The sequence below is a fragment of the Vibrio sp. 10N.261.55.F4 genome (assembly GCF_041470465.1).
GTDB lineage: Bacteria > Pseudomonadota > Gammaproteobacteria > Enterobacterales > Vibrionaceae > Vibrio > Vibrio crassostreae_C.
The window spans coordinates 82,305-96,972 of record NZ_JBFRMM010000021.1; the positions used below are offsets into that span (position 1 = coordinate 82,305).

General features: G+C 44.4%; 11 protein-coding genes and 2 pseudogenes. 5 read left to right on the forward strand and 8 right to left on the reverse strand.

Annotated elements, in window-relative coordinates:
- Positions 1-144: 144 nt before the first annotated feature.
- Positions 145-663 carry an NUDIX hydrolase gene (locus tag AB4249_RS11820; RefSeq protein WP_017059522.1) on the reverse strand — a complete coding sequence of 173 codons (519 nt, stop codon included), beginning with the start codon at positions 661-663 and terminating at the stop codon, positions 145-147.
- 302 nt (positions 664-965) lie between these two features.
- Here AB4249_RS11820 and AB4249_RS11825 point away from each other — a divergent pair, with 302 nt between their 5' ends.
- Together AB4249_RS11825 and AB4249_RS11830 are read left to right on the forward strand one after the other, a co-directional pair.
- Positions 966-1,226 (forward strand): DUF333 domain-containing protein, encoded by a 261-nt coding sequence (locus AB4249_RS11825; protein ID WP_017059521.1) that lies wholly within the window; start codon positions 966-968, stop codon positions 1,224-1,226.
- Positions 1,227-1,247: 21 nt separating this feature from the next.
- A pseudogene (locus AB4249_RS11830) lies at positions 1,248-1,460 on the forward strand (hypothetical protein); the annotation flags it as partial.
- On the opposite strand, the gene AB4249_RS11835 reads toward AB4249_RS11830, so the two are convergent.
- Positions 1,393-2,271 (reverse strand): YdcF family protein, encoded by an 879-nt coding sequence (locus AB4249_RS11835; protein WP_372103281.1) that lies wholly within the window; start codon positions 2,269-2,271, stop codon positions 1,393-1,395. The pseudogene AB4249_RS11830 and the gene AB4249_RS11835 overlap by 68 nt on opposite strands.
- 356 nt (positions 2,272-2,627) lie before the next feature.
- On the opposite strand from AB4249_RS11835, the gene AB4249_RS11840 reads away from it, so the two are divergent.
- The 3 genes from AB4249_RS11840 (at position 2,628) to AB4249_RS11850 (ending at position 6,875) form a co-directional block, all read left to right on the forward strand.
- On the forward strand, positions 2,628-3,998 hold the full coding sequence (locus AB4249_RS11840; protein ID WP_017059518.1) for an L-serine ammonia-lyase: 1,371 nt from the start codon (positions 2,628-2,630) through the stop codon (positions 3,996-3,998).
- A gap of 415 nt (positions 3,999-4,413) precedes the next feature.
- Positions 4,414-5,892, forward strand: coding sequence for a peptide MFS transporter (locus AB4249_RS11845; protein ID WP_069601584.1), 1,479 nt, complete (start codon positions 4,414-4,416; stop codon positions 5,890-5,892).
- A 200-nt stretch (positions 5,893-6,092) separates the two neighbouring features.
- The gene (locus AB4249_RS11850) at positions 6,093-6,875 is read left to right on the forward strand and encodes a siderophore-interacting protein (protein WP_102332033.1); all 783 of its coding nucleotides are present in this window, start codon (positions 6,093-6,095) and stop codon (positions 6,873-6,875) included.
- A 134-nt stretch (positions 6,876-7,009) separates the two neighbouring features.
- Here AB4249_RS11850 and AB4249_RS11855 read toward each other — a convergent pair whose 3' ends face one another.
- From AB4249_RS11855 to AB4249_RS11880, 6 genes and pseudogenes are all read right to left on the reverse strand, one after another.
- Positions 7,010-7,912, reverse strand: coding sequence for a multidrug transporter (locus AB4249_RS11855; protein ID WP_017064814.1), 903 nt, complete (start codon positions 7,910-7,912; stop codon positions 7,010-7,012).
- 137 nt (positions 7,913-8,049) lie between these two features.
- A complete protein-coding gene (gene phnR, locus AB4249_RS11860) occupies positions 8,050-8,754 on the reverse strand; it encodes a phosphonate utilization transcriptional regulator PhnR (protein ID WP_017064815.1) in 705 nt (234 codons plus the stop codon).
- Between the two features lie 68 nt (positions 8,755-8,822).
- Entirely contained in the window at positions 8,823-10,532 is a 1,710-nt protein-coding gene (locus AB4249_RS11865) for a putative 2-aminoethylphosphonate ABC transporter permease subunit (protein WP_372103285.1), read from the reverse strand.
- A gap of 21 nt (positions 10,533-10,553) precedes the next feature.
- Positions 10,554-11,663, reverse strand: a complete 1,110-nt coding sequence (locus AB4249_RS11870; protein WP_017067332.1) for a putative 2-aminoethylphosphonate ABC transporter ATP-binding protein — start codon at positions 11,661-11,663, stop codon at positions 10,554-10,556.
- A gap of 227 nt (positions 11,664-11,890) precedes the next feature.
- Positions 11,891-13,312: pseudogene (locus AB4249_RS11875) on the reverse strand (FAD-dependent oxidoreductase).
- Between the two features lie 200 nt (positions 13,313-13,512).
- On the reverse strand, positions 13,513-14,523 hold the full coding sequence (locus tag AB4249_RS11880; RefSeq protein WP_017104203.1) for a putative 2-aminoethylphosphonate ABC transporter substrate-binding protein: 1,011 nt from the start codon (positions 14,521-14,523) through the stop codon (positions 13,513-13,515).
- Positions 14,524-14,668: the final 145 nt, after the last annotated feature.

Consider the following 14,668-nt stretch of genomic DNA (forward strand, 5'->3'; position numbering starts at 1 on the left):
AAGGTACATCAAAAACACATAGTTGACAATATCAACCATATTTAATAATTAGTTTTCGCTATTACATTTTAGCATCGCTAGAAACAAGTTTGCCGCCAAAAGTGGCGGCAAGTAAAAAGCTTAACAGGCTTGTATTGATAAAGGCTAAAGCATCTCTTTGGCAATCAAATGCAGCAAAAAGGTTTCACGTTCAATACTCATGCCCTTCTTAGGGCTCTCTGCCATGGTCTTTTCGTTATGAGCGATCGCTTCATGGATATTCATCCACACCGGTTTCATCCCGTTTTTCACTTCATAATCTTCGTAAGCCGTTTCACCAAGCTCACGATCGATCTTGCATGAGTAGCAGTAAGAAATCATGTGCATCATGTCTGCATCGTCTTTGTACCAAGGACGAAACTCTTCAAAAATGCCGAACGGCTTGATGCTATGGATATTCTTCGCGCCAGTCTCTTCTTCGAGTTCACGAACCATACCTGCGATCACATCTTCCCCTTCATCCAAACCACCACCAGGAATGGTGTAGTCGTGATAACGCTCTGTATACAGCATCAGAATGTCTTCACCATCTAACACAATGGCACGGGCAGCGTTGCGCTTATAGACCGTTTTATTGTCTAGATGGTCGATATCAGGATGGATGGTTGTTTTTAGGTGTCTCATGATTCTGACTGCTCTACTGAATTTGGCGGCATCATATCATAATCATCAATAGATTCGAGGTTCACAACCGCTAACCAGAACGGATCGGACGGGGATATTCCTACGGTAACTTGAATCCACTTAGCTTGATCTAACACTCAAAAAGTCGTTAAACATGAAGAAATATCAACCTATTTCAATATCTTGACCAAATTAGGACAACCTTTTCTGAAATCTAAAATATACTAATTTCATAGAGCTTCTCATTTGGTTCTGTAGAACTTAACGCATTCGATTATAGAGTTATCACGTAGGAGATAGACATGAAGAAAATTGGTTTGATGGCTGTATGTGCCGTTGTATTAGGCGGTTGTGCAAACGACTATGCAGAATATAGCGAGGGCCAACGTGTTTCAGTCGCTAACCCAGCAGCGGTTTATTGTGTTCAACAGGACGGTGAATTAGACACGGTTACTGAAAACAATCAGCGTACAACTTACTGTGTATTCGATGACGGCGAGCGCATTGAACAGTGGGAGTACTACCGCAATAACCATGAGCAAGATTCAGAAAACCAAAGTTAATCACTGTAAAAAAACACATGAGCCTTCTGGCACAATGTTATGGGCGATGATTACGTTCGAGCGGTTAAAAACATCGCTGAAGAAGGCACTGAGCTTCTAGCTTACTGTCTGATTGCCTTTGCGAGTTTAAAGACCGTTATTGGCATCACGAGAAAGAAAAAATCACCTATCGCCACCAGCGATGTGTGTGATCCGATTCCGGATCTAAATAACGATTCAATAAAGTCAGGTTAGTATCTAGTAGAGCTAGGTATTCCCTGACTTTTTTTACATCGGTACCCACTGAAGTCTGCTGGATACAGCGCTCCAATGCTGGGAGTAAACTCTCCACAATGTCAAAGTCAGATGAACGTCCAACGAGCTCTTTGGCAGTAATCAATGCTTCCAAAGACAGTCTTTCTGGCTCTCGTCTAACCAACTCTAAATCTCGCTTAAATGCGCCCGCACAAACACCTTCAAGATAAACTCGGTAGGTCGTCAGTACGTCCATCAACAGAAACAATTGCCCCTGAGCACTTTGATGTGGGTATGGCACCGCAACATGAGCCTCCAACCTGCGATCTATTTGCTGCTCTACCCCAAGTGCGGAACACTTCTCGATGAGAACTTTAAGCAAACCTTGCTCGCCCATGAGCGATTGAATCTCGAATATACGTTGTAAATGGTAGTCATTCGAAACGAATGTCACTTGCACACTTTGCCCTCGAGTAAACAGCCCGCTTGCAATCATCTCTGAGGCCAAGTTCTGTATGTTCTCGACAGTGTTGGTCGAGTGCTGCTCGAGCAAAATCGCCCCTAAAGAAAACGGATGTTCACGCTGCTTTTCAAGCTTTCTAAAGTACTGGTGCATCGCGTCGGCTTCAGACAGTGTTTGCCCTTTTGTTAGCCCACCACAAAATGCTACCGCAGTTTGCTGATTCGAGTCTTCTACCAAAGGCTCCGCCAGATACTCAACCAAAGCATCAACTCGACTGATTCCTTCATCAGTCAATTTATTCTCATTAAGTCGCTTACCCAGCACAATAAGGAGGTGATTAATGCTCATTTTATGTTCAAGTCTCGTTTTGGGGATTAGATGGAGTGAATTATGTATACAATACTTGTTAACAAAAGTATTTTGAAATTCTTATATGTTGCTCGCAATAATGCTCACTATTGATAGCGACATCTTAGGTAATACAAGAATAAACGTGTCGCTTTACAGCAAACATAGCACGCTCTTGTATTTCATCGCTCTATGCTTGTTAGCACTAGTCGATAAAAGAGCCCTTTCAATCAATGAATACGCTCTATCGCATAACTGTTTCACCCACAGAACAGGTTCACTCAAAGAAGTGCAACTAACCAAATACAAATTTTACACAGAGTTCGTCCATCGAACCGTCTTCACAGGAAGTTACTATGCTGTCTATTTTTGATATCTACAAAATTGGGGTTGGACCATCCAGCTCCCACACAAATGGACCAATGATCGCTGGGTTTAACTTTACCCAAAAAATTGATGCTCAGCTTAAGCAAGTGAAGCGTATTCAAATCGACTTATACGGCTCGTTATCATTGACGGGTATTGGTCACCACACAGACAGAGCGACCTTGTTAGGTTTGCTAGGTAACCGCCCCGACACCATTAAAATCACCAGTGCTAACCAAGCAATGCGTAAGGCGATTGAAGATAAATCTCTATTGGTTAGCGGTAACCATGAAATTTATTTCGATGTAGAAAGCGATCTGCTCTTCCACAAGACCAACCTTCCGCTGCATGAAAATGGTATGACTATCTCTGCCTTTAACGAAAGCGGCAGCCTTCTGGATATGGAAACCTACTACTCGATTGGTGGTGGCTTTATCGCAACCGCTGATGAGCTACAAAACGGCAAACAGGAAGCAGAAACTCAAGTTGAGTTCCCTTTCTCTTCTGCTGATCAGTTGCTTGAACTATCCGAACAACAAGGACTGAGCCTTGGTGGCTTAATTCTACGTAACGAAGTTTCATTCCAAGGTATGGATGTGATTGACCAGAAAGCCGACCAAATTTGGAAGGTGATGTCTCTGTGTATGCAGCGTGGCTTTGACACGGAAGGCATCCTTGATGGCGGCCTAGAAGTCACTCGTCGAGCACCTGCTCTGCTTAAAAAGCTTGAAGCGAATGCCTCGATTGAAAACGATCCAATGGAGATCATGGATTGGATTAACCTATTTGCCTTTGCCGTGAGTGAAGAGAATGCAGCGGGCGGTCAGGTCGTGACATCACCGACCAACGGTGCGGCTGGGGTTATTCCTGCGGTATTGATGTACTACCATCGTTTCATCAAGGAGCTAGACACCAAGCAGCTTAAAGACTTCTTGGCAGTCTCTGGCGCAATCGGCATCTTATACAAAACCAACGCTTCGATTTCTGGCGCAGAGGTAGGTTGTCAGGGTGAAGTCGGCGTTTCTTCATCAATGGCCGCAGCAGGCCTAACTGCCCTACGTGGTGGTAGCAACGAACAGATTTGTATTGCCGCTGAGATCGCGATGGAACACTCACTGGGCATGACATGCGATCCGATCGGCGGACTAGTACAGGTGCCATGTATCGAACGTAACGCAATGGGTGCAATGAAAGCCATCAATGCATCGCGCATGGCGTTGAAACGTACCAGCAAGTGTCTTATCTCGTTAGACAAGGTTATCGAGACCATGTATCAAACAGGTAAAGACATGAACAAGAAGTACCGTGAAACTTCTCTAGGCGGCCTAGCCGTGATCCACATGGCACCACCTTGTGAATAAAAGACAGGAACACGAGTGGAGAAAGCCTCTATAGAGACAGCATTCTTGTAAACTTAGTTTTCAATATCTCAACAAAGCCAGCCACCAAGCTGGCTTTTTTATTGGCTAAAGCCCAACAGCTAATTGAAAGTGATACTCACTCAAAATAACTTACAGAATGACTACCTCTAACTTTCCCTTTATTAGTTCATTACTTAGCCACAAATGATGATGGCTAAATTTCATACCGCCATGCATCCACTAGCAAAATCTAATATTGCACATTTCATTCATGAAAAATATCAATGGTCTCATGAGAAAAGATATATCGAGTAAAGTTCTGTTTGGGATGCACGTTTCATTTTATGTATCGCTACTAATGATATTATAATTGGGTAATTACACTACATATCAACACAAATGTGAGAATAAAATAATGTGGAATAGATTAAACAAATCAATGATGTTCTGCCAAATGATGTTCGGACTTTCGTTCTATGGCGTCATGGTGATCTTGACTCGTTTCTTCCTTGAAGATCTGAACTACAATGAAGCCGACACCATGATGGTTGTTGGTGCTTTCTCTGCAATCGGACCGCTATTTGCTATCGCAGGTGGCTTTATCGCCGACAAGTTTTTAGGCGCTTACCGATCTTTAACCATTGCCTTCCTAGGGTTCGCAAGTGGTTACGTTCTACTGGTACTTGGTGCAGCAGCAACCAATGTTCCGATGGCATTATGTGGTATTGCGTTAGCAAGTTATGCACGTGGTTTGATGTCCCCTTCTTACCCAAGTCTTTACAAACGCACGTTCAAAACTCAAGAAGATTTTGAGAACTGCTACCCAATCAACTACTCAGTAAACAATATTGGTGCTCTGTTAGGCCAATACCTGTTCCCAATGCTAGTACTTGTTGTTGGTTTCCACGGTGGTTTCCTTCTTTCAGCGGTTCTAGCCGGTGCTGCGCTTCTGATGATGATCTTTGTTCGCAAAGGCCTTGTTGAAGCAAGTGCTGAAATCGACCAAAAACCAGTAAGCACTAAAAACTGGGCAGCGTTCCTTGGTCTTTCTGCCGCTATGATTGGCTTGGTATTCTTCATGTTCTCGAACATGGATATTGGCCAAAACATCGTATACGCAATTGGCGGTGCAGCAATCGTCTACTTTGTTTCTTTGATGTTGAAATCGAAGAAATCAGACATGCTGAAAATGGGCACTATTTTAATCATCACATTCCTGACGACATGTTTCTTCGTGTACTACGGTCAGATGATGACTTCGATGACAATGGTAGCGATCAACACAATGCGTGGCGATCTATTTGGTTTTATCCCTGTTGCACCTGAAGCTTCAATGGCAATGAACCCACTATGGTGTATGGTTGCTGGTCCTATCATCGCGGGTATCTTCTCTAGCCTAGAAAAGAAAAACATTAACTTCTCAACTGCAACCAAAGTCGGTTTCTCTTTCATCCTTACGGCTATCGCTTTCGGTATCCTTACGATGGCAGTAACGACAGTTGGTGACGATGTTCTGATCCGCCCAGAAGTCTTCCTAGCGATTCACTTCTTCCTAGCATTCGGTGAAGTGATTGTAGGTTCAATGGTTGTAGCCTTCATCCTGTCTGTTGCACCTAAGCACATTGAAAACTTCTCAGTAAGCTTGTTCTCTGTTGCTATCGCACTATCAGGCATTGTTGGCGCGGTATTCTCAACGTCTATTGCACTAGAGAAAGGTCAAGAGATCACACAAGAGATCGTGCAAACGGTTTACGGTGATTACTTCCAAATGCTGACTGTTCTTGCCGTCGTGATGGTAGGTATCGCAATGGCAGCATCGTTCATTATTCGTAAGATGCTAGAAGCTGCGAAAGCCGCTGAAGAAACGATTGAACTAGAGCAAGCAAACAGCTAATTCTGTTCGCTGAGTCAAACCAATCCTAAGAGCCCTTTAGTTTTCTAAAGGGCTCTTTTTTGTAGGATCCGTTTCTCAATAGGATCTGTCGTATAAGTTAGGTAGTACATGTGTAAATAAAAGTAAATGATAACTATTAGTATTGAGTGTTTTTTGGTTCAGGATTATGATGTGGAAATCCAAATCTAAGAGAGCCTTATATGAGCAAGCCTAGCCCTATCACATTAACCGTTACTCAAACCTCAACAATTACTCCAAACATGCAGCGCATAACGCTTAGCGGTGAGGGATTAAGTAAATACCCAACAGAATGTGCCGGCGGCTACATCAAGCTTTTATTCTCGCCACTTGGCACGACTGATTTAAGCCAGCTAAACGAAGGTGAGCGCCCAACCATGCGTACCTACACCATTCGTCAGTACAATCCTGTAGAGCAGTGGATTGAAGTCGATTTCGTTCGTCACATCACTAAAGATTTGCAGTGTGGCTTTGCTGCAAGGTGGGCAATGAACGCGAAAGTGGGTGACACTATTTCAGTGGCTGGTCCTGGTTTAATTCAGGGGCTTAACCTAGAGTCAGACTGGTTCTTCTTAGTTGCAGACATGACGTCCCTACCTGCGCTTTCTGCAAAAGTAAAAACGCTCCCAGAAACAGCAACTGGTCACGCTATCATTCAGATCAACTCAGCAGCAGATAAGCAGGTACTTGAGACTCCTCAAGGTATCAAAGTAACCTGGTTGATTGAAGATGAAACCTCAGAGTCACTTTCACAAACCGTGCGCAACACAGAATGGTTAGAAGGTCAGGTTTCAATATGGACAGCGTGTGAATTTGAAAGCATGCGTGAGCTAAGACAATACTTCCGCAACGAAAAAGAAGTCGCGAAAGAGAACATCTACATCAGCAGCTACTGGAAACGTGGTGTCACTGAAGATGGCCACAAAGTGTTGAAACAGCAAGATGCTCAAGATTTAGCGGGGTAAGTCTTTTACTACCTACAGCTTCTTACTAGATAAAGAGAAAACGCCCTTAACGAAGTTTGTTTCGCTAAGGGCGTTTTTTCATTTAACTTAATAGAGATACCTATTCACAAATCCCCAATCACTCAGGCGATCTTTTAAGTCAATGAGATAACTAAGCCAGCAATAATTAGAGATACGCCTACACCGCGAGTCGCGTGCCACTTTTCCTTTAAAAAGTAGATCCCCATCACTACGCCGAAAATGATACTCACTTGCCTAAGAGCAACAACCAAGCTGACATTTTCAGTCATGGTCATCGCAAACAGCACTAAGCCATAAGTCGAAGCCATCATAATGCCTGCAAGCGTGGCTTTCTTTCGCAGTATCCAAGCATTAGTAAACTCGATTCTTTGGTTGGTTACGAATAACCAAACACTCAACGGAATCACAATTGCCCAAAACTGAATGCCTAGGTAGAAAATCGCGGTGTGCTTGTTAGTTATAACTGGTGTGCTCAAAGGATCGAGTAACAGAAGCGCTTCTTTATCAATGATGGAATAGCCCGTGGTACCAATGGCCGCGATTAACGCCCACAGTACGCCAAGGTTGAGATACGCTTTTAACCTAAGATCTGAAAACTTCTTAAGTGGTACAAACAAACAACCCAAGGTAATCAAGGTGAAGCCAAACCATTGATTAGGTGACAGCTCATAGCCTATCAACACCGTGCCTAAACCCACCATCAACACGGGCAGTGCCCGTGCCATTGGGTAAATCACACCGATATCAGCTTGTTTATAGGCCGCGCCTAACCCAATCAAATAGATGATTTGACAGATCCCACTCAAGAAAACCAGTTGCCAAAATGGAAGTAAGATATTTGACAGTCCAACGCTGTGAACATACCAGATCAAGTAAGGCGTCAATATCGCTGCGGCGGCAAAGCCAGAGGCTAAGAAGAATGACGAGCCCGAGCCTTGATTAGATTTACCTAGAACGTTCCAACCCGCGTGAAGCAAAGCCGAAATGATCACGATTACAATCGCAGAGAATTCCATTTCATTCCTAAATTATTGATGAATTAGCACAACGGCTGACAACAGGTGATAAAAAAGGCCTCCGAATAAGAGACCTTTGAGCGTTTCAATTGGGCAATCCTGCATAATTGCAGATATGCCAACGTTATAACGTATGACTAGCGCTCTAGCTGTGCGATCGACTCGATGCTGATCGCGTCATGACGCCAATATTCAATATCGCAATCAATCAAATCACCGTCTTGATTGTAATTAACACGCTCAACCACCATAGCAGGAGAACCAGAAGTCGCACGCAGAGCTTGCGCGGTTTCGCCAAGCAAAGACGTTGTGCTCACTCGATAACGGATCTTCTGATACACCACACCAAAGTGCTCACGGTAGATGTCCGTCAACGATTTAGACAAGTCATAATCAAGCAAATTAGGGAACAACTCTGGTCGAATGTAGTTGGTCACATACACAACGGGCCTGTCTTCAAGATAACGAACTCTGTCTACTCGATAAACGTCCGAAAAAGGTTGCAGCTCAAGAAGCCTAGTTGCTTCCTTGGTCGCTAAAATGCCTTTCGCCGCCACCAACTCTGTTTTCGGCTTACGATTCTGCGACAAAGCCATATTCGTGAAGTTCAGCGTTTGTGTTGGATCGTAGCGCAGTGGCGCTGGAGAGATAAACCAACCACGTCGGTCTTCTCGATAAATTCGTCCTTCCGCTTCAAGTGAAGACAAGGCTTCACGTAACGTAACTCGTGTTGTATCAAACGATTCAGCCAGTTTGCGCTCCGCAGGCAGCTTCTGTCGTGGTGTTAACATCCCCGACTCTATCTGCTCTACGATGACGTCTTTGATTTTTACGTACTGCACTTCATTTCCTTTTATTCTTGTTCTTGTCGTCAGCCATTCCTTGGCCAACTGCAATATAAAATGGTTAGCTAGCGTTTGCGCCAAGCTTGGGTGCGCTTCTCGAATAACTTGTTGATTAACATATGAATCAACTTCGCGCTCGCTGCCGATATCATGATCATCACCGCCATGGCAGCTGCTGCACCCGTTTGTCCCGCATCATCCATATTCAGTACTGAAACTGACGCAGGTATCGTATCGGTAGAATACAAGAATACTACCGCAGATGTCGTGGTAAGTGCATTAATAAACAGGTATGTCGCAATATCTAAAATCGCAGGCAGACAAACGGGTACCGTCACCTTAAAGAACAGCTTGTATTGCGGTAGGTTAACCGAAGCCGCCGTCGCTTCTATTTCCTCAGGCAGCTGTTTTAATGCGGTTAACGCTGTCATGTGGCCGACTGTGTAGTAGTGAACCACGGTATTAATCACCAAGAACGCCATCGTGCCATACAAGAAGTTGAGTGGGTTACTCAAATCATTAAAGTAGAAGATATACCCCAAACCCAACACCATACCCGGAACGGCCATCGGAACCACACTGAGCATTTGCATTGCTTGACGAACAGGACCAAATGCTCTGCCCTTCTCAATGCAGTACGCGCCTAAGAAAATCAATACGGTACCGATGATCGCAGTCCAAGCGCCGAGGGTTAAAGAGTTGAAAAATGGCGTCCAACCATAAGTACTCATCTCTGCGAAGTTATAGTTATTTAGCGTTAGCGTTTTATTCCAAGGCCAGAAAGTGACCATAGATCCGTATATCGCCATGCCTAGCACAATAACAACAGCCACTGAAATTACGGTGCAATAGAGTAAACACACGCCATCACGTAGAGTGTTTGGCTCTGGTTGGTAAGCGACGGAGCGAGTATCAAACAAGCTCTTTTGTTTCTTTTGAACCCAGCGGTCAACGGTAAACGCAAGCAACGCAGGCAATAGCAATAGGATGCTAGTCACCGCGCCCATAGAGAAATTCTGTTGCCCTACTACCTGCTTAAAGATATCGGTAGACAGAACGTTGTAGCTACCACCAATCACCTTTGGCACACCAAAATCACAAACCACCAGCGTAAACACAACGATCAAGGTACTTATCAAACCGTATTTTGCCGCAGGTAACGTCACCATGAAGAAGGTTTTTAGCGATGAAGTATTGAGTGCACGTGCCGCCTCATAAAGACGAGCGTCAGAGGTTCTCAATGAAGTAGTTAAAATCATTAAGGCATGTGGAAACGTCCAGAATATCAAGCCCAGTGAGATACCAATCAAGCCGTACACCGAATTGCCACCCAAGACTTCTTTTGCGATACCTTGGTTGCCAAATAAGAAGATCAAACTGATTGCAGGAAGCAGTGACGGAGCAAGAATAGGCGCAGAACCCAGTACTTGAAAAAGCCCCTTAAAAGGCATGCATGAACGAGTTAGCGCATAGGCATAACCAAACGCCAAGACACCCACGATTACGGTCACTAGCAATCCAAGCGTGAAGGTATTACCTACCGACTGCCACAGGCTTTGAGACGCAAAATACGTAGCGAAATTCTGTAAACCTACAAATTCACCGTCTGCGTTCTGAACACTCTTTTTCAACATTGCCCACAGTGGCATCAGGATAAACAACGTCATGACCACAGACAAAAAGGCCAACAGCCCAAATAGAATTACGTTGTCTTTGCTTAACCGAGCCAGAAAAGGTTGTACTCGTCGTTGAATTAGCAGCTTAGATTGCATCATTTGAGTCGATTCCATGATTGATTACGCCGCCTCGTCTTTCATCACTTGCAGGCTTTTCGATGAGTAAGCTCTAAGGCCTTCTTGATCAAACGCCACGTAACGAATATCACTGCGACGCAGCTTCAATCGGTTGAACTCTTTGACGGGTACATCAACGATGATCTCTTTCGCCGTTGAGTCATGTTGCAATTGACACTCAACACGATAAAACGCCCCTAAGAATTCGCTTGATACGATTCTCACTGGCAAGGATTCACTAAAACGATCAACAAACTGGATTTGCTCTGGACGAACGGCAATATCAAAAACATCACCCAGATTTGGCGTGAGATTATCTAAGCCAGGTAACGGCAGCATTGACTCAGCAATACGCATCTTGCCTTGAGCCGCAACAGAAGCTTGAATAAAGTTCATGCTACCAACAAACTCAGCCACAAAACGACTGACAGGTTTTTGGTAGATCTCTTGAGGAGCACCGACCTGCTCGATAACACCATGATTCATCACGACAATACGGTCTGCCATCGTTAACGCTTCATCTTGGTCGTGCGTCACCATAATAGTGGTGATACCCAATTTGCGTTGCAGTTGGCAGATCTCATCACGTAGGTGTGTTCTTACCTTCGCATCCAACGCAGAAAGCGGTTCATCGAGTAGCAACAAGCCTGGAGACAAGGCTAATGCGCGAGCCAGAGCAACACGCTGCTGCTGTCCACCAGATAGCTGATTTGGAAATTTCTGACCAGACGTTGGTAAGCCAATGGTCTCTAACCAAGACTCAACCGTCTCAAGGGCTTCTTTGGTCGACATGCCTTGGTTTTTCAGACCAATCGCAATGTTTTCTTCCACAGTGAGATTTGGAAACAAAGCGTAAGATTGGAACACGATGCCAAAGTCGCGCTTTTCTGGTGGCAAAAAGGTCGTATCATTACCGTTCTGCTCAATAGAACCTGACGTTGGTAAGTCTAGGCCTGCAATCGCACGTAATAAGGTGGTTTTTCCACAGCCAGATGGGCCAAGGAAGCAGACGAACTCGCCTTTATCTATCGATAGGGAGATGTCTTTTAACGCTGTAAATTGGCCAAATTGCTTTACAACGTTTTCAATATTCAAATAAGTTTGGTTGCTCATACTACAGCACTCTCTATATGGTATATACCAAATTTATACTGAGAATATTGCAGTTGAGTGACAAATTTATAGAAGCTAAATGACAGTTATATTGCAGATATAATAAGCATTAAAAATTGCTATTTGTTCAACATTGAAAGTTAGTTCAACGTTGAAAGCCCTCAGTGACTTGCCCATAAATCACTGAGAGCCTCAATGTAAACTTCTAATTTAAACGCTAGATTAATCTATGATTCAACCTTGTCGGCTTTGCCCGCCGCACCTGCGAGTTTGGATAACTGTTTATCTAGCCACAATGGCGTGCTACCCGAATCTTCCGCGTTCTCTTTTCTTCGTACCGCATCACGCACTATCATCGCACCTACCCAACGGAATGGCTCTGGCGGGAAGTGTCCTAATGGGCCTTTAGTTAAACCGCTTCGCGTCCAAGCATTGTCGATATCGAGTACCATTGCTGACAAAATCTTCCCGCCCATACGGGTTTGAGCAACGCCATTTCCAGAGTAACCAAGCCCATAATAGATGTTGCTTTGGCCTTTTAGATTACCGAAAAATGGCAATCCGGTGACCGAACGATCTGAGCCGCCAGACCAGTTGTAATCGAATTCACTTTGTTCCAATTTAGGGAACAATTTTTGGAACGATTGATTGAGAATCGGTAGGTAGTTAGTCGTTTGGTTGAACATGCTTTCAACCTGATTCGCAAACGAGAATTTATTGCCGCCTTTGCCCAACATGAGTCGTCCGTCCTGGGTATCTCGGTAGTAGTGGACAAAGATACGCGAATCTACCACCGCCGCCCCTTTCTCTGGGCCAAATTGCTTGAGCTTTTCCGGAATGGGCTTGGTCACCACCATATCTGAAGAGACAACCACAATGCTGCGTTTGAACTCTTTGAAGTGATCGAGCATCCACGCATTGAGTGCCAAAATCACTTTATCCGCAAATACTGACCCGCCTTTGGTTTGAATTCGAGCGGGAGAGCCATAATCGAGCGATGTCATCTCTGTGTTTTCGTGAATTTCGACACCCAGTTCGAGCGCGACTCGGCGTAAACCTCTAGCCAATAACGCTGGCTGAACACTGCCCGCAGCTTCTGAGTAGTAACCCTCAATGTGGCGTTCAGATCCCGCTTTATCAGCCAAAGAATTGTCGCACTTCTTCCAACTATTGATCCCCTGCTTAACCAGCTCATTAACAACAGGTTCCATTCCCCCCTTTTGAGCTTGATTGGTCGCCGTGTAGTAAGTTCCGCTGCGATATAGATGCGCGTCAATCTTGTGTTCGTTACAGAAGGCTTCGATCTCGTAAATGACCTTTTCCGATTCCTTAACCAACCATTTCGCTTGTTCTTTTCCGTAGAGCTTTTTCAGCGTCGGATACTTAGTTGACTACGTCAGCATGCAACCGCCGTTCGCTCCAGAAGCACCGCTACCACATAGGCCTTTTTCAATCACCACAACATGTTTTTCGGGTTGCTGTTGTTTGATTAAAATCGCCGTCCATAAACCCGTATAGCCACCGCCAACAATGGCGATATCACAGTTGACGTCTTTTTGGAGCGACTTCGCCGAATCTAGCCCCTCATTGATGTTGCCAAACTCTTGTTCTAACGCTTGCTTGAACCAATATGAGTAGTGCTTTGTCATTTGTTGTACCTTACTTAAAACCTAAAGGCGTAAAACTAAAAAAGGAAGACCGAAGCCTTCCTTTACTGATCTCTAACTTCTAATGAGCTGCATATCTAATGGACTACGTGTCTAATAAGCCATATATCTAATAAACCATGTGTCTAATAAGCTCGGTAGATAATTAACCAAGGAGCTCATGAACTAAAAAGCTCAGCAGATTAAGATTTTGGCTCTGATTTAGCGTCAAACTTCTCAGACCATGTTTTAAGAACGTCTGCACGTTCACTGCCCATGCGAGCGAAGTCCATTTTTGCCATGTTCTTTTCTACATTAGGGAAGTTCTCTGCTTTGCCTGTCACATCTTGGTGACCAACAACTGGGTACATTTCGATGTAAAGCTCATTTGCCGCTTTAGAAATAGACCAATCGATAACACGTTGTGCTGCATCAGAAGGCTTAACAAGGCCTACCGCTTCAGATTCCCAGCCGATGCCTTCAGGCGTAATCACTGAAAGTGGAGCGCCTTGAGTTTTCAGCTTAGCGCCACGGCTCGCCATAGAAATACCGATAGCCACTTCACCCATACCGGCTTGAACACATGGCTTCGAACCTGAGTGCGTGTAGTGAGCAATATTTTGGTCTAGCTTCTGCATGTAGTTCCAACCTTGGTCTTCACCCATGTTTTGTAACCAAGCCGAAACCTGCATGTAGCCCGTACCTGAAGATGCTGGGTTTGGCATAGCAATGTGGCCCTTGTAGATAGGCTTCGTTAGGTCATCCCAAGATTTAGGTGCAGGTAAGTTAAGTTGCTTAGCGACCACTTCGTTGAAACAAACTGCATTGAAGAATGCATCATTACCGTACCAAGCTTGAGTAGACTGTGGGTCGTTAAGGTTAGCGCGTAATGCTTCTACACCTTGAGGCGTATAAGGTTTGAGGATGCCCTCTTCTTTAAGCAGTGCCATTGAAGAACCAGCAAGGCCCCACACCACTTCTGCACGCGGGTTGTTTTTTTCGGCCAATAATTTTGCCGTCATGATCCCAGTTGAATCACGTACCCACTTGATGTTGATGTCTGGGTTTTCACTTTCAAATGCGTTCTTGTATTTCGCTAAAATGTCAGTTTCAAAAGCGGTGTAAACCGTCACTTCCTGTGCTGCATAAGCATTACCAGCGAGTAGAGTTACTAACGCTGCAAGTGATCCTTTCATAAAACGGTTTTTCATCATTTTCTCCAGTCAGGCCCGATGCCAAGGTTAGAAGCTAGAAGCCCCACCAAGAGGCTTCTATGTCCATAAATTCATTTAGGTTGTTAGTACACGCCTTTGAATTGGTATGTACCAGATGACGAGTATTAACCTAATCGACTTTTAT